Annotated in this window: 15 protein-coding genes; 2 read left to right on the top strand and 13 right to left on the bottom strand. The window is 68.3% G+C overall.

Translation table 11 applies throughout. The annotated features are described in order from the left end of the window. Positions 1-46: 46 nt before the first annotated feature. The 7 genes from AX767_RS17710 to AX767_RS17685 form a co-directional block, all read right to left on the bottom strand. A complete protein-coding gene (locus AX767_RS17710; protein WP_068632524.1) occupies positions 47-1,237 on the bottom strand; it encodes an OmpA family protein in 1,191 nt (396 codons plus the stop codon). Beyond that, positions 1,228-2,823: a serine/threonine protein kinase gene (locus tag AX767_RS17705; protein WP_168164836.1), complete on the bottom strand. Its 1,596-nt coding sequence runs from the start codon at positions 2,821-2,823 to the stop codon at positions 1,228-1,230. Before AX767_RS17705 ends, AX767_RS17710 begins: the two co-directional genes overlap by 10 nt. A 106-nt stretch (positions 2,824-2,929) precedes the next feature. Next, positions 2,930-3,052 carry a hypothetical protein gene (locus AX767_RS22075; protein WP_257721700.1) on the bottom strand — a complete coding sequence of 41 codons (123 nt, stop codon included), beginning with the start codon at positions 3,050-3,052 and terminating at the stop codon, positions 2,930-2,932. 254 nt (positions 3,053-3,306) lie between these two features. Next, positions 3,307-4,200 (bottom strand): LysR family transcriptional regulator, encoded by an 894-nt coding sequence (locus AX767_RS17700; RefSeq protein ID WP_068632522.1) that lies wholly within the window; start codon positions 4,198-4,200, stop codon positions 3,307-3,309. 147 nt (positions 4,201-4,347) lie between these two features. Next, entirely contained in the window at positions 4,348-5,292 is a 945-nt protein-coding gene (locus AX767_RS17695) for an ornithine cyclodeaminase family protein (RefSeq protein WP_068632521.1), read from the bottom strand. A gap of 31 nt (positions 5,293-5,323) precedes the next feature. Continuing rightward, the gene (locus AX767_RS17690) at positions 5,324-8,791 is read right to left on the bottom strand and encodes a molybdopterin-dependent oxidoreductase (RefSeq protein ID WP_068632520.1); all 3,468 of its coding nucleotides are present in this window, start codon (positions 8,789-8,791) and stop codon (positions 5,324-5,326) included. A gap of 15 nt (positions 8,792-8,806) precedes the next feature. Next, positions 8,807-10,264, bottom strand: a complete 1,458-nt coding sequence (locus AX767_RS17685; protein ID WP_068632519.1) for a short-chain fatty acid transporter — start codon at positions 10,262-10,264, stop codon at positions 8,807-8,809. A gap of 113 nt (positions 10,265-10,377) precedes the next feature. Here AX767_RS17685 and AX767_RS17680 point away from each other — a divergent pair, with 113 nt between their 5' ends. Continuing rightward, positions 10,378-11,322 carry a LysR family transcriptional regulator gene (locus AX767_RS17680; protein WP_068632518.1) on the top strand — a complete coding sequence of 315 codons (945 nt, stop codon included), beginning with the start codon at positions 10,378-10,380 and terminating at the stop codon, positions 11,320-11,322. A 144-nt stretch (positions 11,323-11,466) separates the two neighbouring features. Here AX767_RS17680 and AX767_RS17675 read toward each other — a convergent pair whose 3' ends face one another. The 6 genes from AX767_RS17675 to AX767_RS17650 all read right to left on the bottom strand — a co-directional run bounded on the left by AX767_RS17675 (position 11,467) and on the right by AX767_RS17650 (position 20,981). After that, entirely contained in the window at positions 11,467-13,752 is a 2,286-nt protein-coding gene (locus tag AX767_RS17675) for an ATP-dependent DNA helicase (protein WP_068632517.1), read from the bottom strand. Further along, positions 13,749-14,525, bottom strand: coding sequence for a hypothetical protein (locus AX767_RS17670; RefSeq protein WP_068632516.1), 777 nt, complete (start codon positions 14,523-14,525; stop codon positions 13,749-13,751). The genes AX767_RS17675 and AX767_RS17670 overlap by 4 nt, the downstream gene beginning before the upstream one ends. An 18-nt stretch (positions 14,526-14,543) precedes the next feature. Further along, the gene (locus tag AX767_RS17665) at positions 14,544-17,891 is read right to left on the bottom strand and encodes an error-prone DNA polymerase (RefSeq protein WP_068632515.1); all 3,348 of its coding nucleotides are present in this window, start codon (positions 17,889-17,891) and stop codon (positions 14,544-14,546) included. Next, positions 17,884-19,194 carry a hypothetical protein gene (locus AX767_RS17660; RefSeq protein ID WP_068632514.1) on the bottom strand — a complete coding sequence of 437 codons (1,311 nt, stop codon included), beginning with the start codon at positions 19,192-19,194 and terminating at the stop codon, positions 17,884-17,886. Before AX767_RS17660 ends, AX767_RS17665 begins: the two co-directional genes overlap by 8 nt. Continuing rightward, a complete protein-coding gene (gene imuA, locus AX767_RS17655; RefSeq protein WP_068632513.1) occupies positions 19,163-19,957 on the bottom strand; it encodes a translesion DNA synthesis-associated protein ImuA in 795 nt (264 codons plus the stop codon). Before imuA ends, AX767_RS17660 begins: the two co-directional genes overlap by 32 nt. A gap of 94 nt (positions 19,958-20,051) precedes the next feature. Continuing rightward, complete coding sequence (locus AX767_RS17650; protein ID WP_168164835.1) at positions 20,052-20,981, bottom strand: MerR family transcriptional regulator; 930 nt, start codon at positions 20,979-20,981, stop codon at positions 20,052-20,054. 144 nt (positions 20,982-21,125) lie between these two features. Here AX767_RS17650 and AX767_RS21085 point away from each other — a divergent pair, with 144 nt between their 5' ends. Further along, on the top strand, positions 21,126-21,623 hold the full coding sequence (locus tag AX767_RS21085; RefSeq protein WP_082755062.1) for a thiol-disulfide oxidoreductase DCC family protein: 498 nt from the start codon (positions 21,126-21,128) through the stop codon (positions 21,621-21,623). Positions 21,624-21,655: the final 32 nt, after the last annotated feature.

The following is a 21,655-nucleotide window of genomic DNA, read 5'->3' as shown; positions in this document are numbered from 1 at the left end:
AACTGCCACCGGTGCGGCGCGATGGTGGCCGGCACTGCGGCGTCTGTCAGCTCGCGCAAGTCACGATCTGGAATTCGACGCGGCGATCGGGCGCATCCACCACGTCGTCGGTGCCGGTGCCCACGATGGTCTGCCTGGAACCCCTGCCCTCGGTGCGCAGCCGGCTGGCGAGCTCGCTCGATTCACTCGACAGGCGACGCTTGATGTACTGCGCACGCCGCGAAGACAACGAATCGTTCACGGCCTCGGTGCCGGTACTGCTGGTGTGCCCCAGCAAGTCCATGCAGATCTTGGCCGCGCTCGCCTGCCGCGCGATCTGGCGCAACCACATGCTGTATGCGCTGCTCACCCGCGCATCGGACCAGAATTCGGTGCTGCCGGGGTTGAACAGGAACTTGACGCTCAGCGCGTTGTTGGCGAGTCCATACGTGACGAGCCGTCCGAAAGCTTCTTCAGCCTCTGCCGATTGCCCCAGCTTCATGAGGCTCAGGTAGATGCCGTTGAGCACCCGGATCTGGTCGCCCGCTGGCATTGCCAGGGCACTGCGGTAGCCGCCCAGCGCTTCGCGATACCGCGCCGCGTTGTAGAGCAGGGTCGCGTCGTTGATGACGGCCGCCGTCGCGATGCGCGCGAGGTAGTCGGCATCGGCTTTCTGGCCGGGCACCGTCGTGCTGGTGCGCACAAGGCCGTCGACCACCTTGTCCTTCACCAGCACCGGGCTGTCGCGGTAGTACGCGAGCGGCGCCATGTCGACGCCTTCCGGCCGGGCCAGTGCCGACGACTGGGCGATCACCGTGCTCGCCTTGAGGTCGACCAGCGCGAGGTTGATCCGGAAACCACCTTCGGCCCGCGTCAGCGTGCCCGTCATGACATACGGTGCTTTCCCCAGGTTGGCCGCCTCGAACGCGAGCAATTCCACCTTCGGGAAGTTCTGCTTGGCCCGGTCGGCGATGAGTTGGTCCAGCTGGCGCGTCGCGTTGGTCTGCTGGCCGCTGGCGGCGTCCAGCGTCGGGTCGAGCACGACGGTGCGGGTGCTCGTGCCGGACAGCAGCGTCGAGGGCGTTTGAAGAAGACCGTCGGTTGCGGTCGCAGCGGCCTGCGCAAACGGTTGCGCGACGTTGTCGACCGCAGGGGCGGTGGGTGCGGTGCTGCAACCGGCCACGGCGGACACCAGCAAGGCGGTCAGGAAAACGGAGAACGCGTTGCGGGCGGTGGGTCGGAGGCGGTCTATTTGCATGTACTTCGCAGATATGCGATGTCGTCGGGACTGAGGGACTCCAAGGATGCTTTCAGCACGAGTTCTGCGCACCTAGGTGGCCGGCGCCTTTCCACGTAGGAAGGCGACGGATCCGCGCGCTCTTCGACAGGGCGGTCGACGGGCGGCGAAGCAAGCGGTGCGGCCACTGGCGCGATGGCACCCGGAGGCTTGGGCGTGCGCTGGGTGCGTGGTTTGGCGGTGGCGACCGGCGGCGATGCGGGTGCGGGTGCGGGTGCGGGTGCGGGTGCGGGTGAGGATGCGGGCGTCACGATCGCAGGCGGGGCCACCACGGCGGGTGCCAACGGCGTCGGCTCAGCCGGCACTGTTTCAACTGGCGCCGGCGCCCTTACCGTGGCCGGCGCGACCGTCGTGGCTGCGGGCGTCGCGGTCGGCGTCGGCGCGCTGCGCAGCCCCCACCAGAGCGCGGCGCACAGAACGAACGCGAGACCGCCCGCGATGGGCGACCATCGCACGGAACGGCGCGTCACTGGCCCATCGGCCAGGCCGCCGAATGCCGACGCGACGGGTTCCGGTGCCGGGCTTTCCGCAGCTGCCACGGCCAGAGGCGCAGCAGCGACAGCAGCCGCCATCGGTTCTTCTCCGAGCAGCGCGAGCAACTGCGTCACGTCCTGCGGCCGGCCCTCCGGCCGAACCGCCAGCACCGCGTCGATCGCGCGCAGGAACTCGTCGCTGTAGCGGGCCGCCCAGGTCCTGGCGAGCGAGGGCTGCAGGTCTTCCACCACGCGCACGACCGCGGCCACGGGGGCGCGGCCGGTGATCGCGTAGTGCACCACGCCGCCCACCGCGTAGAGGTCGGTCCATGGGCCCTGCGACTGCGCGCCGCCGTACTGCTCGATCGGCGCGAAGCCGGGCTTGAGCATGGTGGTGAGCACCTGCGTGCGATCGCTGATCACGCGGCGCGCCGCGCCGAAATCGAGCAGCAGCGGGCCGGTAGGCGTGAGCAGGATGTTGTCCGGCGCGATGTCGCGGTGATAGCACTGCTCGCCATGGATCAGCGCCAGCGCATGGAGCAGCGGGCGCAGCCACGACCGCAGCTGCGCTTCCGACGGTGGCCCGTCCATCGCCGCCAGCGCCGCCTTGAGCGTCGGGCCTTCGTAGTACGGCATCGCCATGTAGGCGGTCCGGTGGCCTTCCCAGAAGCGCAACACCTTGACCAGCGCCGGGTGGTCGAAGCGCGCCAGCAGCCGCGCTTCGTTCACGAAGCTGCGCAGGCCCGCGTCGAAGGTCTCGCGGTCGCGCTCGGAGCGGGTCGTCACCTCGAGCGAGAACGCCCCGCGCATGCACAGCGACAGCGGCATGTACTCCTTGATGGCCACGTGCCGCTCGAGCGCCACGTCCCAGGCCAAGTAGACGACGCCGAAGCCGCCCTCCCCGATGACCCGCACGATCCGGAAGCCTTCCACCAGGGTGTCGACCGGCAGGAACGCGCTGGTGAGGGTGTCGGGACGCGCGCTCGGCTCGAACGCGGTCGCCATGTCGGTATCGCGGATCGGCGGCACCCGCAACGTCCGTTCGATCGCGGCGTTGTCTGGCGTGGACGCCATGGGCGCGACGCACTCCATGCAGAACTTCGCAGCCGGCCGGTTGCGGGTCCCGCAGCGCTGGCAGACGGTGTCCATCCGCATCAACCGAGCGCAGCGCGCCGTGTCATCACGCGCACTTCTGGTCGGTGAGGATGGACGCGGCACGGTCAGGTTGCGATTCGTAGCGCGCCTGGTCGAGGGCGGCCAACGCCGTTGCGAGCCGCGGGGGGTCTGCGAGGCGATCGATCATGAAAAGAGGCAACGGGACATGGAAAAAACAGGCGGTGCAAAGCCGCTACATTCGCTAACAATCTCGAATATAGGTCGGATGTTTGTGCGCTCGGCATTTTGCGGACACAACTGTCACGAAGTGCCAAATGTTGCGCAATCTGATGTGGCGCGGGCACGTCGACGCGCTCTTGTGGCGGCACCGGGCTCGAGCGCCCCGGCAACGCCCCATGCCACGCCACGGGGTCCGTCAGCGAGGCCGACGCAGGTCGGCTGTCACATCTGGCGGAAAACGTCCCGCATGTAGTCGACGAACACCTTGATCTTGGGCGCGTTGCGTCGCCCGGGAACGTACAAGAGGTTGATTTCGCGCGGCGACAAGCCCAGTTCGGGCAACACTGCGACCAGCGCCTGCTCATCCAATTGTCGTGCCACGAGCAATTGAGGAATCAATGCGATTCCTTTGCCAACGACCGCCAGCTTCACTAAAAATTCCGGGTCATTGCTTCTGAGGACACCGTGGCCCCGGATGCGATGGATTCCATGGGTGCTGCAAAGCATGATGGCCTTGTCGCGGGCCTGCGTCTCGGTTGTCAGAAAGAAATGACGGGCCAGATCCGGCAAATCGTGGATCTCCGGGTGTTGGGCCAGATAGGCCGGCGCGGCGCACAGCACCATTGGCTCGGTTCGCAGGCGGCGCGCCACCATTTCCTCGCAGCCTTCACGACCGCAGCGGATCGCAACGTCGGCTTCGTCGCGGAAAAGGTCGACCGTGTCGCGGCACGACTCGATGCTGATTTCCAGGTTCGGATACAGCGCCATGAAGCCCGGCAGGTGCAGTGCCAGCAGGTCGCGGTCGACACCGTTGGCCATGGCAATGCGCAAGCGCCCGGTGACGGCGTCGCCTTCGAAAGACAGGTTGGAGAGCGTCTGGTCGAGTGCGGCGAGCACGGTCTGGGCGGTCGAGAGGAAGGCACTGCCCTCCTCCGTCAAGGCGAAGCGCGTCGACCCGCGGTGCAGCAGCACATGGCCCAGGGTGGCCTCGAGCCGCTGCAGCTGGCGAGAGGCGGAGGCTTTCGGCACCTTCAGCACGTCGGCCGCGTGACTGAGGCCACCCAGTTCCACCGCCTTGGTGAACAGTCGTACGTCGGACAACGAAAAATCTCTCATGGCGCTGAAGCGTTCTTTTCTTCCCTTGCCGCGGATTTTCCCGGAGCGCGCAGGTGCGGCGGCGGCGATGGCCGCCGCTTTGTCGCATCGAAGACCTTTATTTGCATTGCCGCGTGAATGTCATCACGGCGGCCCGAGCGCGCAGGCTCAGCGCGCGATGTGCGCGTACACCAGCATCGCCGCGGCTAGGTCTTCGAGGGCCGTGCCGACGGATTTGAAAACGGTGCGCTCCTGCGCGCGCTGGCGTCCGGCGACCGTGCCGCGCGCCAGGTCGGCGAGCGTGCCTGAGACGTCGCCGGCCGCGAACACGCCGCGCGACATCGGCCCGAGCAGCTCACCGCTTTTCTGCAGCGCCTCGGCGGTGTCGACGTAGAGGCGCGCGCCGTCGGCGAAGCAGGCGTCGTCGGCCTCGCGCATCTGCGGCGTGAAGCTGCCGATGAGGTCGAGGTGGGTGCCGGGGCGCAACCACGCACCCTGCACCAGCGGCGCGGTGGCGAGCGTTGCACAGCTGACGATGTCGGCGTCGGCCGCGGCAACGTGCAGTTCACCGGCCGGGTGTGCATCGATGCCGTCGGCGCGCAGCCGCTCGACCAGGGCCTCTGCACTGGCGGGTGCGCGGTCCCACACCGTCACCCGCTCGATCGGCAACACCGCGCGGTAGGCCGACGGCAGCAGGCTGCCGACACGGCCGGCGCCCACCACCAGCAGATGCCGTGCGTCAGTGCGCGCCAGGAAAGAAGCGGCCAGCGCCGAGGCCGCGGCCGTGCGGCGCGAGGTGATCTCGTCGCCATCGAGCTGGGCCAGCGGAACGCCGGTCTGCGCATCGAACAGCAGGTAGGTCGAGTGCAGGCCCGGCAGGCCGCGCCCGGCGTTGCCCGGAAAGATGCCCACCGTCTTGATGCCGAGACAGGCCCCGGGCTGCCACGCCGGCATGATCAAGAGCGTGCCCGCGGCGTCGCCGCCAGCGTCGGCCAGCGTGTGCGTGTGCCGCAGCGGCACCTCGCAGCCGGCCACGAACATGGCGCGCAGCGCAGGGATGAGGCGGTCGAACGGCAGGGCCTCGCGCGTGGCGGCGGCATCGATGATCTTCATGGGCGGTGCGCTTCTTTCTTCGTCGGTGAGGTCATGCGTCGAGCACGATATCTTCCAGCGGAATGGCCTGGCAGGTGAGGCAGGTGTCTGGGTCGGCGGGCTCGGTGCCGTGCAGATGCCGCACCCGCCCGGACAGCAAACGGACCGCGCAGCTCTCGCATTGTCCGACGCGGCACCCGCTGGGCATGGCACGGCCGAGCGATTCGCCGAAAGTCAGCAGCGTCCCCTCTGCCGGCGACCAGGTTGCGGGGGCGCCACCGGAACGCGCGAAGCGCACGGCGAAGCGCTGATCGCCCACGAGCGTCGGTGCTGCCGGTGAGCGGAACACCTCGCTGAAGATATCGAAGCGCGGCACACCGCGTGCGACCAGTCCCGCGACGAGCGCGTCCATCATCGGCGCGGGGCCGCAGAGATAGAAGCGGGCGCGGCGCGCGATGAGCGCATCGCTCACGACCGACGCGTCGACCAGCGCCTGCGACGCGAAGTCGACACCGGCGCGATCGTGCGGCAGCGCGGCGCTGTAGTGGTCGGTCACCCGCAGGCACGGCAAGCGCGCCGCATGTTCGGCAATGCGTTGGCGGAAGGCGTGCGTGGCGCTGTTCTGGTTGGCCCCGTAGAGCCAGATCTCCGGTCCGTCCGCCCCGTCGGGCAGCGATTCGAGCAGGCTCAGAAAGGGCGTGATGCCGATGCCGCCGGCCAGCAGCACCAGCGGCTGCGGCGATACGCGCGGCAGCACGAAGCCACCCGATGGCGCGCGCAACGAGGCGACATCGCCCACCTGCAACGCGCGATGCAGATGGCCCGAGACATGCCCTTCGTACGGCGCGCCATCGGCCGTGCGCCCGCGCTGGTGGCGCACCGCGATGCGGTAGTGCGTGCGCTCGGGCACGACCGCGGCGCCGGTCAGCGAATAGGCGCGCGTCACGGCCGGTGCGCCGGCAGAAGGCTGCACCTGCAGTTCGATGTGCTGGCCCGGCCGGTAGTCGGGCAGCAGGCCGCCATCGACCGCTTCGAAGGTGATCCCCAGCACGCCGTCGGCCTCGGCCTGCAACGCGCTCACCCGGAACGGCCGCCAGCCGGGCCAGCGCCGCTGGCGCGCTTCGGTGGCCGGGTCGCGCGCGATGTCGCACAGGAACGAGCGATGCGGCACCGAGCCACTGACCGGGTCGCTCGCATCGGCCGACACCATCGCATTGAAATTGCTGCCGAGCGCGCCTTCGACCGGCTGCGCTTCGCGGTCGAGTTCAGGGCAGGCCTGCCACCAACCGAACTCGGCCACCACCACGTCGTCGGCCAGCCCCGGCACCAGACGCGCCACGAAGCGCGCCGCGCCGGTCCGCGTGGTGATCCGCACCCAGTCGCCTTCGGCGATCTGCCGCGCCGCAGCGAGCGCAGGGCTCAACTCGACCACCGGATCGGGCGCACGCTTGCGCAGCGACACCAGGCTGCGGTGCTGGCTGTGGCAGTAGAGGCCGTTCTTGGCCGAGCTCAGCACCAGCGGGTAGCGCCCGCCGCGCGTGGCTGCGGCGTCTCGCGGGGAATCGGCCGGTTCGACAAAGCGTGCGATGGGTGGCTGCCCGTGGCGCAGCAAGCGCTCGGAATACAGCTCGACGCGGCGGGTCTCGGTGTCGAAGCCATTCAGCCGGCCCTGTGCGTCGGGCAGCGCGTACTTGCGCTCGCGCACATCGATCGCGCAGTTCGCGCCAGCCGGTTGGGCGCGCAGCTGCGCCACGCTGAGCCCCGTGGGCGCCAGCATGTGATCCCACCCGGCTTCGAGGCTGCCGCCGAAGAAGTCGCCGCCCATGCCGAGGCGCACGGCGAGGTCGAACACGATGTCGTTGTCGCTGCGCGACTCGCCGCGGGTCGTCACCATCTGCTGGCGCAGCTGCACCCGCGCGGCGGCTGCGTCGTCGATCTCGAAACCCATGCGCAACCCTTCGCGCTCCCACGGCGTGTTGATGGGCAAAAGGATGTCGGCGTACTGCGCGGCAGGCGTCTCGAAGAGATCGCAGTGCACATGAAATTCCAGTGCGCGCAGCGCCTCGTGCGCCATGGCCGTGTCGGCTTGCGACACCGGCAGATTGGTGCCGAAGGCCATCATCGCGCGCACCGGGTAGGGCTTGCCGTCGAGGATGGCGCGGTAGGTATCGCGCGCCGTCACCCAGCCGTGCGCGGGCGGGCCGAGCGGGCGTTCTTCGAGGCCGAGCGCCTTGGCGCGCTGCGCCTCGGACAGCAGGGACAGGGGGTTGATGCTGCGCGTCTCGGGCGGCGTGCGCACCCGGTTGCCACCGACGGTGTCGAAGCTGCCGGTGAGCGCGTAGAGCGTGGCGACGGCGCGCTCCGCCTGCGTCGCGTTGGTGTGCTGACCGATGCCGGTCCACGCGTGATAGGCCACGCGCCGGCCTTCGCCGAAAAACGTGGCCGCCGCGCGCAGCGGCACCTCGGTCACGCCGGTGATGCGTTGCACCTCGGCCGGTGTGTACGCAGCCGCGGCCTGCGCCAGCCATTCGAACGCGGGAGCGCACGGCAACGACTGCGCGCCGGCCCGGCCTTCGGCCAACGCCACGATCACCTCGCCGCGCAGCCGGAAGTTGTCGGCGCCCTGTGCATCGGCTGGCACTTCGGCATCGAAGGGCACGGGGCCTTGGCGCGCGTCGTCCCACACCATGTAGCGGTTGCTCGCAGCCCTCGGCCACAGGTCGCGTTCGCGAAGGAAGAGGCCGTTGTCGCTGCGCACCAGCAGCGGCGCGTTGGTCCATTCGCGCACGAAGGCGTGGTCGAAGCGGTCGTCGGCGATGAGCAGATGGATCAGCCCGAGCGCGAGCGCCGCGTCGGTGCCGGGGCGCACCGGCAGCCACACGTCGGCCTGGTTGGCCAGCGCGGTCGGCCTCGGATCGATCACCACCATCTTCGCGCCGCGCGCGCGCCCGCGGCCGATGGCATGCGCCTGGGCCAGCCAGGTATTGGCCGGGTTGTGGCCCCACAGCACGATGAGCTCCGCGTTCGCGTAATCGGCCGGCGGCATGCCGCAGCCGAACGTGAACGCGTGCGCAAAGTCCTTGTGCCAGTTGCACACCTCGGTGGCGTAGCAGATGTTGGGGCTGCCGAAGAGGCGCACGAAGCGCTCGATCCAGTCGATGCTGTCGCTCAACGGCGTGCCGCTCGGCGTGGTCACGGCGAAGACCACCGATTCGGCCCCGCTCTCGGCGCGGATCGCACCCAGGCGCTGCGCGGTTTCGGCCAGCGCCTCGTCCCAACCGATGCGTACCCAACCGGGGTCCGAATCGCCCTTGGGGCGCGTGCGCCGCATCGGGTAGTGCAACCGGTGCGGGCTCTCGACCAGCTCCGGTGCGGCCCGGCCCTTCATGCACATCGCCTGGCCCGTCGGGTGCGACGGGTCGGGTCGCACCGCGATCAGTCGATCGTTCTCCACGGCGTTGAGCGTGCCGCAGCGCGATCGGCACAGCGTGCAGTAGCCCTGTTTCTCTTCGATGGCCATGAGCGGGCCGCAGGGTCAGGGGAAGACAGGTGCGACGTAGGTCAGCGTGCGCGCAAAGAACCACAGCATGAACAGCACCAGCGGCGTGTGCACGATGAGTTGCAGGAAGGTGAAGCCGACGATGTCGCGGGCCCGCAGCGCGAGCACGCCCAGCAACGGGAGCATCCAGAACGGATTGATCAGGTTGGGCAGCGCTTCGGCGGCGTTGTAGACCTGCACGGCCCAGCCCAGGTGCACCTTGAGGTCGTTGGCCGCCTGCATGACATAGGGCGCCTCGATGATCCACTTGCCGCCACCCGAGGGGATGAAGAAGCCCAGCACGGCCGAGTACGCCCCCATCACCACGGCGAAGCTGTCGACGGTGGAGATGCTCACGAAAACATGCGCGATGCGGTCCGACAGCGTGATGCCGCCGTCACCCTTGGCAGCCGTCAGCATGGCGGCGATCGCGCCGTACAGCGGGAACTGGATGATCACACCCGAGGTGGCAGGCACGGCGCGCGACACCGCATCGAGAAAGCTGCGCGGACGCCAGTGCAGCAGCAGGCCCAGCATGAGAAACAACAGGTTGTAGGTGTTGAGCGAGGAGATCGCGATCAGCGGACTCTTGCTCGTGAATTCCTGCACCAGCCAGCCGAAGCCCAGCGCGCACAACAGCAGCGTGATGAGCGGGCTGCGCTCCAGCCACTCGCCGGGGCGCCGCGGGCCCGAGGGCGCAGCGGCTGTCGGCTCGGCCAGGTCGATGCCCAGATCCTGGGCCGTCACGGCGCGGTTGGCGCCGGGTGTCGACCACCATGCCACGGCGACCGAAACGACCATCAGGACCAGCGCCATCACGGCCGACTGCCAGAGAAAGATGGTCTCGGTGAAAGGAATCACGCCGGTGATGGCAAGGATGCTCTTGGGCAGACTGCTCGCATTGGCCTGCAGCTGCGCGGCCGAGGAACTCAGCCCGAGCGCCCACGTCGCGCCCATGCCGAGGTAGGCCGCGGCACCGGCGGCGCGGTAGTCCATGCGCAATTCGGGCCGCCGCGCCAACGCGCGGGCATACAGCGCACTGAAGATCAGGCTGATGCCCCAGTTGAAGAGCGACAGGATCACGCTGATCGCCGCCACATAGGCGATCGCCTGGCGGGCGCTGCCTGGCACGGCGGCAAGGCGCGCGATGAGCCGTGCGGCCGGCGGCGAACTCGCGACCACGTAGCCACCGATGGCCACCAGCGCCATCTGCATCGTGAACACGATCAGGCTCCAGAAGCCGTCGCCGAAGGACTTGGCGATCACTTGCGGACTCGACCCGTTGGCCAGCGCAGCGATGGCGACCACCGCGACGGCGATGGCCGCGAACACGAAGGCATCGGGAAACCAGCGCTCGGCCCAGGCGGTGAAGCGCAAGCCGAGCTGCGTCAGCACGCCGTCCCGTTCGGGGGCTTCGACAGGGGCGGTTGGACGGGAGGAAGAAGTCGATGGCATGGGTTACTCCTGCGGCAGGCAACGGGGGTGTCGGACGGTGGCGGCCCGATCCTAGCGAGCGCCGTTCGCAATCCCTAATCTCAATTTTTGATATGACGATATAGACTGAATCTATGTCCATCACCCTCAAGCAACTGCAGCACTTCGTCGCCGTGGCGCACACCGGCCAGGTGTCGCGGGCCGCGCTGCGCTGCTATGTGAGCCAGCCATCGCTCACCACTTCGCTGAAAACATTGGAGACGGCGTTGAAGGTTCCGCTCTTCACGCGGCACGCGGACGGGCTGCGGCTCACGGCGCAGGGCGAGAGCTTCTTGCGACATGCAGAACACATGCTCAGCACGCTCGAAGCCGCGGTGGCGGAAACGCGCGGCAGCGCCTCGTCGGTGACCGGCCATGTGCGCATCGCGATCACCGACACGGTGTCCGAATACCTCTTGCCGAAAGTCATCGCGGCGGTGCGACGTCAACTCCCGCTGATCGCCTTCGAGCCGGTAGAACGCAACCGCATCGAAATCGAACAAGGACTGCGTGACGGCGAGTTCGATCTGGCGGTGGTGCTGGTGTCGAACCTGTCGACCGCGGCCGACATCCGGCGCGAGAACCTGCTGAAGTCGCCGCGCAGGCTCTGGACCTCACTGGACCACCCGCTGGTACAGCAGAAATCGGCGTCGCTGCGCGAGATCTCCGCCCTGCCCTACGTGCTGCTCGACATGGACGAGCATGTCGAGACGGTCGACCGCTACTGGAGCGCCATGAAGCTCAAGCCGAAAGTGGTGTTCCGCACCAAATCGATCGAGGCGGTGCGCAGCCTGGTGGCGCAGAACGTGGGCGTGACGATTCTGTCGGACCTGGTGTTCCGGCCGTGGTCGCACGACGGCGGACGCATCCGCCGCACGGCCACGTCGACCGCCGTGCCGTCGATGGACCTCGGGCTGGCCTACCGCCGCGGCGCGACCTTGTCGGAGGCGACCAGTGCGTTCGCCGGCGCACTCCGCTTGCTGGCCAGGACGCTGACGCGCGAATCGCAGTTCCAGGCGATGGAAGAATGCGGGGCCTGAGCCATTCACAGCGCGCGCAATGTGCCCGGAGCGCTGAGCGAAGAGATGCGGATGCCGCGCGATGGCGAGTCGTGCGCCACGGGCGAGTTGCGGCGCCTGTCCCGCCTGCTGATCATCGCCATGAACGACGATCAGCGTGCCCTCCTACGCCGCGGCACCTGAGGTTTTTTCGCCAGCCAGCTGCAGGTGCCACCACGGCGGCAGCAGGCTGCGGATTTCGGGCCTCGCGAAGCGGTCGTCCAGCAGGTGCAGCACCCCGGCGTCTGCCTCGGTGCGGATCACCCGGCCGGCCGCCTGCACCACCTTGCGCAGCCCCGGATAGAGATAGGTGTACTCATAGCCCTGTCCAAAGGTCGCGTCCATGCGCTCGCGCATGACTTCGTTCATCTCGTTGTGCTGCGGCAGGCCGAGGCTGGCGACGAACGCGCCGATCAGCTGGTCGCCGGGCAAGTCGATGCCCTCGCCGAACGCGCCGCCCAGCACCGCGAATCCGACGCCCTGCCCTTCGGCTGCGAAGCGCGCGACGAACGCTTCGCGCTCGGGCTCGCGCATGCCGCGCGACTGCGTCCACACCGGCACGTTTGGATGGCGCCGTGCGAGCGCATCGCGCGCCGCGTCGAGGTAGTCGAAGCTGCTGAAAAAAGCGAGGTAGTTGCCGGGCCGCTCCGCGAACTGTGCGCCGATGATGTCGGTGATGCGGTCCAGCGAACCGGCGCGGTCGCGCCAGCGCGTCGACACGTTCATGGCGACCTGCACCCTGAGCTGTTGCGTGCGAAACGGCGAGCCCACCTCGAGGCCGACTGTGTTTTCGGGCAAGCCCAGCGCGTCGCAATAGAAGCGGAACGGCGCGATGGTTCCCGAGAAACACACGGTCGACATCGACGCCTCGAAACGCGGTCGCAAGAAGGTGGCGGGGATCAGGTTGCGGATCGCCAGGTGGTCCTTGCCTTCCTCGCCCACGCGGCTCTCGAAGACCGAATGGTTCGCGAAGGAATCCGACAGCCGCGAAAAGTGCAGCACGTCGAAGAAGAACGCCTGCAAGGGGCCGTGCGCCGCATCGGGAAAGGCCGCGAAATGCTCGGCCAGCACGGCGACGGTGTCCTGCAAGGCGCGTTGGAACGCTTCGGGCACCGCGTTGGCCGGAACGTAGGGCGCGGTCTGCAAAGCCTGCACCGCGCGCCACTCGCGATGCAGATGGCCGATGACGCGCCGGAGGGTGCCGGGCGCGACCCGGCGTGCAGCATCGAGCGCCGCCTCGTCGAGCTCGGCCGAGTACATGCCGCGCGCGCGCTCCAGCAGGTTGTGCGCCTCGTCGACGAGCACCGCGACCTTCCAGTCCTCGTCTTTCGTGAGCGCGTAGAGCATCGCGCTGCCGTCGAAGTAGTAGTTGTAGTCGGCGACCACCACGTCGCTCCAGCGCACCATTTCCTGCGCGAGAAAGTACGGGCAAACCGCGTTTGCGAGGGCCACTTCGCGGATCGCTTCGCGACCGAGCCACGACCGCTCGACGGCGTGCTGCCGCGCGACCGGCAAGCGGTCGTAGAAGCCCTGGGCCAGCGGGCACGCATCGCCATTGCAGGCACGGCCGGGGTATTCGCACACCTTCTCGCGCGCGACCAGCTCCACCACGCGCAACGATGCACAGCCTTCGCCGAGCACGCGCAGCGATTCGAGCGCCACCCCGCGGCCGGAGGTCTTGGCCGTCAGGAAAAAGATCTTGTCGGTCTGCCGCGCGGTCCAGCCCTTGAGCAACGGAAAGATCGTCGCGACGGTCTTTCCGATGCCCGTCGGCGCCTGCGCGACCAGGCAGCGCCGCGACGCGGCGGCGCGAAACACGCCTTCGGCCAGCTCGCGCTGTCCGGCACGAAAACCGCCCGCGTGCGGGAAGCCCAGCGCATCGAACGCCGATGCGAGCGCAGCCCGATGTCGCGCCTCCTGCCGCGCCCACAGCGCGAAGCGGCCGCACAGCGCTTCGAAGCCCTCGCGCAACGCCTCGCGGGTGCAGTGTTCTTCGAGCACTGTTTCTTCGCCGCTGTCGAGGTCGAGGTACACGAGCGCCACCATGAGGGCCGGCAGCCCGTGCAGATCGCACAGCATCGCGCCGTAGGTCTTGGCCTGCGCCCAATGCAGCGCGCGGTGGTTGCCCTTGATGCGTTCGAAGTCGCCGCGAAAGGTCTTGATCTCTTCCACGCGATGGCGCTTCGGGTGGTAGCCGTCCGCGCGGCCGCGAACGCGCAGCCCTTCGAAGATCGTCTGGAGCGAGACCTCGCTCTGGTAGTCATCCTCGCGCCGCGACTGCACCAGGCTGTGCCCGGCCACGCCTTCCTGTGCGCTGGGCGCCGGCACGAATCGCAGATCGAGATCCCCGGCCTTGGCACCGAACGCGCAGAGCGCCTTGACGGAAACGGTCCACTCGAAACCCGGCGTCATTCAGGTGCAGGTCCGGTCGCCGTCGATAGCGGAATCTGCACGTCCTCCTCGAAGCCGGCCACCGGCTGGGCCTTGGCAAGCGCCATCCAGACCGCAAACGGCAGGCGTGGCAAGGCGCGGTGCACCGCGGCGCGGGCCACGACCAGGCGGCCCGCTTCGGAAATGAGCACGCCGCACTCCGGGGGAATCTCGTCGGGCGCGCCGATCGGCCGACCGCGCGCATCGCAGCCCAGCACGTACCAGCACTCGCCACCGAGGTCGAGGTAAGCGGCGCGCTTGTCGGGCTTTTTCAGGTCGCCCAGCAGGTCGGCCCGGCGCACCTTGATCTCGTGGACGATCGGCTGCGCATACGCTTCGACGCTGGTGTTGCGGATCGAGAAGACATCGGGCCGCGCGATGCACCAGCGCGGCTTGCCGCCCTCTTCCGGCGGCGCGAGGCGCGCGCGCAGGCTGAGGTTGCGCCAGGCGATACGGCCGGCCCGCGTCATCTCGCGCGCGACTTGCTCGACCAGCGCCTCGTGCGCCGACATCGCTGCCCGGTTGACCACCAGCGAGCTCGCGATGTGCGCGATGCCGGCATCGGTCACGCGCAGGGTTTCGTGGCCGAGCCCCGAGCGCACGCGTTCGAGCAGGCCGGCTGCGAGCAGGTCGACCTCGATCGCATCGCAACACGGCCAGCCGGACGAGCGGTACACCTCGCGCAAGCGGCGCGCATGGATGCGGCCGAGCGCCGGTGCAGCAGGCGGGATGTCGTGTTCGAGGGGAGCGAGCATGGGGCGAAAGGTTAAGGGCTAATGGAAGTCGCGGCTCGTGTGGTTGTGCGCCAGCCGGCCCATCAGCGGGGTCAAATCCTTGAAGCCGGTCGCGACCAGGTGGCACACCTTGCCGCCGGTCGCGGTGTCGCGCTGCCAGGTGCCCTGCACCGCCAGCAGATGCGACTGCAGCAACGGTCCGCGCCAGGCCTCGACCACGCTGTTCCAGACGATCACGTTGACGTTGCCGGTCTCGTCTTCGAGCGTGACGAAGATCGTGCCCTTGGCCGTTTGCGGGCGCTGCCGCCCCATCACGATGCCGCAGGCGCGCGCCGTCACGCCATGGGGCAACGCGAGCAACTCGTTCGCGCTCAAGAGCTTCATGCGCGCGAGCCGCGGGCGCAGCAGCTTGAGCGGGTGGCTGCGCAGCGTGAGTCGCAGCGAAGCGTAGTCGCCGACGATTTCTTCGCCCTCGGGCGCCGCGGGCAGTTGCAGTGCGTGCTCGAGGATGGGAACACCCTTGAGCAAGGCGGGTGAACGGCGTTGTGCTGTGGCGTCCCACACCTGTTGCCGACGGTGCCCCGACAGCGCCATCAATGCGTCGGCGCCGGCCAGCGCGGCCATGTCCTTGCCCTCGAGCCCCGCGCGCACGGCGAGGTCTTCGGTGCTGGTGAAGGGCGCCTGGCCACGGGCTTCCAGCAGGCGTTCAGCGCCGGCCTCGCTCAGGCCCACGATGCGGCGCAGGCCGAGGCGCACCGCGGGTTGATCGGGGCGCCCGGAACGGTTCAGAAAGCGCGGATCGACGTCGGGCTCGCCGGCCGAGCGCGCTTCGATCGTGCAGTCGAGTTCGCTCACCGTCACGTCGACCGGCCGCACCTCGACGCCATGGCGCCGCGCGTCCTGCAACAGCTGCGAGGGCGAATAGAAACCCATCGGCTGCGAATCGAGCATCGCGGCCAGGAAACACGCAGGCTCGTGGTACTTGAGCCAGCAACTCACCACCACCAGCAGCGCGAAGCTGGCCGCATGGCTCTCCGGAAAACCGTACTCGCCGAAGCCTTCGCACTGCTTGAAGATGGCTTCCGAAAACGGCCGGTCGTAGCCGTTTTCGATCATGCCTTCGACCAGCTGCTTCTTGAACTTGTCGATGCCGCCGCTGCGCTTCCAGGCGGCCATCGCGCGGCGCAGGCGGTCGGCCTGGTCGGGCGTGAAGCTCGCCGCGATCATCGCGATCTGCATCACCTGCTCCTGGAAGATCGGCACGCCGAGCGTGCGGCCGAGCGCCACCTTGAGCGCCGGATAGCGGTATTCGATGGCAATGCCCTTGCGCTCCTTCTCGCGGTTCTTCAGGTACGGATGCACCATGCCGCCCTGGATCGGCCCGGGCCGCACGATGGCCACCTCGACCACCAGGTCGTAATAAACGCGCGGTTGCAACCGCGGCAGCATCGACATCTGCGCGCGGCTCTCGATCTGGAACACACCGACCGTGTCGGCGTCGCAGATCATGTCGTAGACCTCGGCGTCGTCGTCGGGCACCTGGTGCATCTCGAGCGTGCTGCCGCGCCACTGGTTGACGAAGTCGAGCGAGCGCCGGATGGCGCTCAGCATGCCGAGCGCGAGCACGTCGACCTTCAGCATGCCCATGGCTTCGAGATCGTCCTTTTCCCACTGGATGACCGAGCGGTCTTTCATCGACGCTTTCTCTACCGGCACCAGCCGGGTGAGCTTGGTCTGCGTGAGCACGAAGCCGCCCACATGCTGGCTCAGGTGACGCGGAAAGCCCTTGATCTGCTGCGTGAGCGCCAGCCATTGGCGAAGGCGCAGCGTGCTCTCGCGCACGCTGGCGACCGCCATCGCTTCCTCGAGGCGCGTGTCGAGGATGTCGGTGTCGAACCAGTGGTGGTCGCTCGCGAACGCATCGATGAGTCGCTCGTCGATGCCGAGCGCACGGCCCACGTCGCGCAGCGCGCTGCGCGTGCGGTAGCGGATGACGACAGCGGCGATGGCGGCGCGCTCCCGGCCGTACTTGTTGTAGATGTACTGGATGACTTCTTCGCGCCGCTGGTGCTCGAAGTCGACGTCGATGTCGGGCGCCTCCTTTCGCTCGCGCGAGAGGAAGCGCTCGAACAGCATGTTGCCGACCATGGGGTTGATCGCGGTGATGCCCAGGCAATAGCAGACCGCCGAATTGGCCGAGGAGCCGCGGCCCTGGCAGAGGATTTTTTTCTCGCGCGCGAAGCGCACGATGTCTTCGACCGTCAGAAAGAACATCTCGTATTCGAGCTCGGCAATGAGGTCGAGCTCGTGGTGCAACTGGCGCCGCACCTTGTCGGGAATGCCCGCGGGATAGCGCCCCGCTGCGCCTTCCCAGGTGCGCCGCACCAGCGTTTCTGTCGGCGTTTCGCCGCCGCCGACGAGTTCGAGCGGGTACTTGTAGGTGGTGCGGATCACGTCGGGATCGAAGCGGCAGCGCTCCATCACCACCAGCGTGTTGGCGAGCATGTCGGGCGGGTACAGGTCGGCCAGCCGCCGGCGCGAGCGCAGGTGGCGTTCTGCGTTGGGTTGCAGCGCAAAGCCGCAATCGGCCACCGGCCGGCCTTCGCGGATGGCAGTGACCACGTCCTGCAGCGGCTTGCGCGAACGCAGGTGCATGTGCACGTCGCCGCTGGCCACCAGCGGGACGCCGGTTTGCGCCGCCAGCGTCTGCAGCGCGGCCAGCCAGAGGTCGTCGTCGAGTTCATCGAGCAGCTCGACGGCGATCCAGAGTTGCGAGGCGAACAGGGCGACGGCCTTTTCCACATCGGCGCGCGTGGCTTCCATGTCCATCGCCATTCCTGGGTGGCGGCGTGGCACGAACAGCACCTCGCAGCGCTGCAACGAGGCCACGTCGCTGGCCTCCCAGTCGACCTGGTATTCGCCCTTGGGCGCTTCGGTGGTGCGTGCGGCGGTGATGAACTCGCACAGGTTGCCCCAGCCTTCGAGGTCGTGCGCGATGGCCACCAGCCTGAAGCGGCCGAAGTCGAATTCGCTGCCGAACAGCACGCGCAGATCCGGGTTGCGCGACTGCCGGGGTTCGTCCGGGTGGTCTCGCTCGAATTCGTTGAGCGCCTCTTCATGCTCGCGCTTGGCCAGATGGGCCCGCACGATGCCGGCGACCGAACACTCGTCGGTGATCGCCACCGCCCGATAGCCCAGCTGGTAGGCGCGGGCGACCAGTTCCTCGGGGTGCGACGCGCCGCGCTGGAAGCTGAAGTTGCTCAGGCAATGCAGCTCCGCGTAGTCGGGCAACCGGGCCGGCGGCACAAGCACCGGCTCGCGCACGGGCAGCACGTGCAGCTTGGACGGCTGGCGCGCGGCCAGTTGCTTGTCGCTGAGTTCAGGCATAGAGCCCCTGCAGGTACCAGCGGTGGCCGTGCTGGCCTTCCTGCGCCTCGAAGGGGCGCTCGCAGTAGATCCACAACAGGCCGGCCCCGGGACTTTCCGCGATGTAGTAGTCGCGCACCGATGGCGAATGGTCGGCTTGTTCCACCGCGTCCCACCAGCCCGTCTTGAAGCGCTGCGGGCCGACCAGCCGACGCAGCTTGCCGCGGTAATGCGGATGATCGCCGCGCATTTCGAGGGGCACGGGCTGGCGCAGGAGCCACGGCGGATAGAGGCTGTCGGGCTGCACCGCGGGTGGGCTGCGGCTCGGGGTCAGGGCGGGTCGCCAGCCCTGCATCGCTTCGGGCCGGTGGTCGGCCTGCGCGACCTGCACGACGACCTGCTGCGCACCCAGCCGGGCACTGAGCCGCTCGACCAGCTCGTGCAGCTTGTCGCCCTTGCGGTTGTCTTCGGGCAGGAAGCTCGTGCTGGCGCCGGCCCAGGCCGAGGTTTCGAGCGTGCGCAGCCGCAGCCAGCTGGCGGGCGCGGCGAGCTGCGTGAGCGCCAGCCGCTCGCTCATGAGGCGACGCAGATGCGCCATGTCCTGCGTCGGCTCGGCCGTGCGCACCGTGATGCTCTGGTGCGGCGGCAGGTCGACGCCGTTGTAGCGCTTCAGGTCGAGCGTCCATTCCAGTTCGAGCGCCACCGCACCGCGCTGGCGGGCGCGCAGCCAGATCTGCAGCGCGGCGAGCAGGCGATTGGCCGACCACATGAGTTCGGGCGCACCTTCGGCCAGCGCGGGCAGTTCGAGCTTTTGTTCGAACACATCGGGCAGCGTGAGCCAGCGGTGCTGCTCGGGCGCCAGGCCCCAGGCCACGTCGAGCGCCTCGCGCAGCGTCTTGCCGAAACGCCGCGCCAGCCCGCCGCGCGGCAGCCGCGCCACGTCGCCCCAGGTGCGGCAGCCGAGGCGTTCCAGCACGTCGAGATGGCCGCGCGCCGCGCTCAGCGTGTGCAAGGGCAACGCCACCGGCACATCGGCCGGTGGCTGGACGCCCGCCGCGTACAAGCGCAGCCGCGCCAATGCGATCAGGCTGGTCGCGCCCTGCGCCTGCTGGATGGGCGCCTCGGCCGGGCTGGAGGCCTGGATTTGCCGCATCAACGCGCGCTTGCCGCCCCACAGGCGCTCGCACGCTTCCACTTCGAGCAGCAGGCCTTCGTCGAGCCAGGCGACGCGCGGCGTGAATTGCAGCGCCCACCAACCGAGCGCATCGAGGGGCGGCAAGGGCTGCCCGGCTTCAGGCTGCCATCGAAGTGCGATCCAGTGCATGCGACGCCTCCTTTCTGCGCAGGTCGAGGCGCACCACCGTCGAACCGGATTCGACCGGCGCCACGCCCTGCTGCTGCCCACGCGCCTTGCGGCGCAGCTGGCTGGCGGCCAGCAGCGCGGTCAGCCGTTCGTTGCGCGCCGGCAAGGTGAGCGGCGCTGCCAGCGGCGGCCCCCGGCGCTTGAGCAAATGCACGTCCATCTGCCCGCCCCCGGCCGACACCACCTGCAGGCGCAAGCGCGCAGGCGATGCCGACTGCGCGACCGACTCGGGCCGGAACACGAAAAGCACCCCCTCGTGCTGCGCTGCCGCCAGCTGCAAGCGCCGCAATTCCCCCACGCGCGCTTGCGGCAACCAGGCCAGCACGGCCGCCACGTCGGCGCAACGCAAAGCCTGCTCACAGGCCCAGAGCCGTGCCGCCGAGGCCTCGCTGCGCACCCACATCAGCGCCTCCACCGGCAGGCCCGCGGCGGCCAGCGACGGCCCGAAAGGCTCGTGCGGCGCGCCGACCAGCACCACCGGCCCGCCCCGCGTGTCGACCGCCTTCGCCAGCGCGGGCAGCAACAGCTGCCACACATGCGATTCGGGTGAGGACTGCAGCACCTCCGTCATGGCCCCGACCGGCCAGCCGCCCCCCGGCAGCTCGGCATCGAGCGCGCCGTGCCCCGTGCCGAGCACCTGCGCGTCGGCACTGCCCAGCGCATCGCCGCGCCAGACGTTGTGCCCGGAGGACACGGAGGAAGGATCGAAGGAAGGGAGGCCCATGATGGTTGAATGACTGTATTTTTATACAGTATTCACCATCGCGAACTTTTTGTTTTTGCATGCCCGAGTCGATCGCTCGGCAACAGCCGTGCCGCTACACCACAAGCCCTTCTTCGATCACCACACGCGCCAGCGCCTGCTCCAGCAGCGTTCTGGCTGCGCCCGTGACTTCATGAAGATGGCGATGCAATGCGGCGTCGTTCGGATTTCGCACAGCGCATTGCGTGTTGTAAAGCTCGAAGCCCACCAGCAACGTGACGATCTCGGCCAGATGACGCGGGCACTCGCAGGCGACCATCGACGGCATCTCCGTCAGCGTCACCAGTTCGGCATCGCTGAAGCGCCTGCTGTCCGCAGGGGTTTTGCTTGCAACCGATGGCACCACCGGTCTCGATGCACTGATCAGCCGTGCCAACTCCTTGCCGGACACCGGCTCGCGGCACACCGTCATGCCGGCCGTGCGCAGGGCTTCGGCGAGCGCTTCCGTGCCAAAGGTATAGACCACGATGACATGGGCGGCGGGCAGGCTGGCCTTCAGTGTCATCAGGCGCTCCGGTATGGACGCGTCCAGTGAAGGCACGTGAATCACCAGCACATCGGCGGCACCGGCAACGGCCACTTCGAGTTGCGCGTGCGCCAGGTCGTCGAACACCTGAGCCGGCACGGGTCGCAGTCGGCCTTCGAGCTTCCTCGCGGCGGACTGACCGACGACGAAAACCTTCTGCGCGCCTTGTAAAGCGGTCTGGCTGCCCGCAGAAAGCGCGACAAGCGCATCGATATCGAGACGCGCCACCGTCCCGACCGCATGGCCCTCCAGCGTGAGCCGCTTGACGAGCCGCAGGCGCTCGATGTCCTGCATGGAGTACGTGCGCTGGCCGGAGGTGGTCTTGGGAGGCGCGACCACGCCATACCGGTGCTCCCAGATGCGCAGTGTCGAGGGGGAAAGTCCGGCGAGGCGAGCTGCGGTTCCGCTGCGCATCAGCGTTTTTGCGTCCGACCGATCAGCGGAGTTCGATGCGTTCATGGCGTCCTTTTTCGGATGTTCATTCATTCCAGATATTGTGTGCCAACGTGTTTGACACGGTATTGAAACGCAAACATGAGCGTTTAAGTCGATATTTCTGTTTCATATACGTTTCGTTTTGAAAGATCGACCTACACTCGATGCATGTCAACGAAACCACTCCTCGACTGCGCTCCGGCCGCAGGGCAGCGCAGCGAAGAGCTCACCATTTATTTCGACGGCAGCTGCCCGGTCTGCTCGCGGGAAATCGCGATGTATCGGCGCCAAACAGGCGCCGATCGATGTGCCTGGATCGACGCGGCCACATGCCCTGAATCCGACTTCGGGCCCGGGCTATCGCGGAACCTGGCGCTCGCGCGCATTCACGTTCGACGTCGGGACGGCGTGTTGGTCGATGGCACCCGGGGATTCGCGCTCTTGTGGCGCACATTGCCGCGCTTCGCCTGGGCAGGTCGCTTGGCGTCGGCCGGGCCTTTTCCTGTGCTGCTCGAAGCGGCGTACCAGCTCTTTTTGCGCGTCCGCCCGCTCTGGCGAAGGCAGCGTCCGCCGGTCGATGTGTCTCCCGGCCATCGCCATCCAGCGTCACGCCGATTGGCTCCACCCGTTCGTGGTGAGCCAGCCGGTTCGCAGGTGCAGGACTGAATGTCTCGCACCGCATCTTGTTCGGCCATCGC

The sequence above is a fragment of the Variovorax sp. PAMC 28711 genome (assembly GCF_001577265.1).
GTDB lineage: Bacteria > Pseudomonadota > Gammaproteobacteria > Burkholderiales > Burkholderiaceae_C > Variovorax.
Note: the sequence above shows the minus strand (reverse complement) of the source record. Positions and strands in the feature narration are given on the sequence as shown.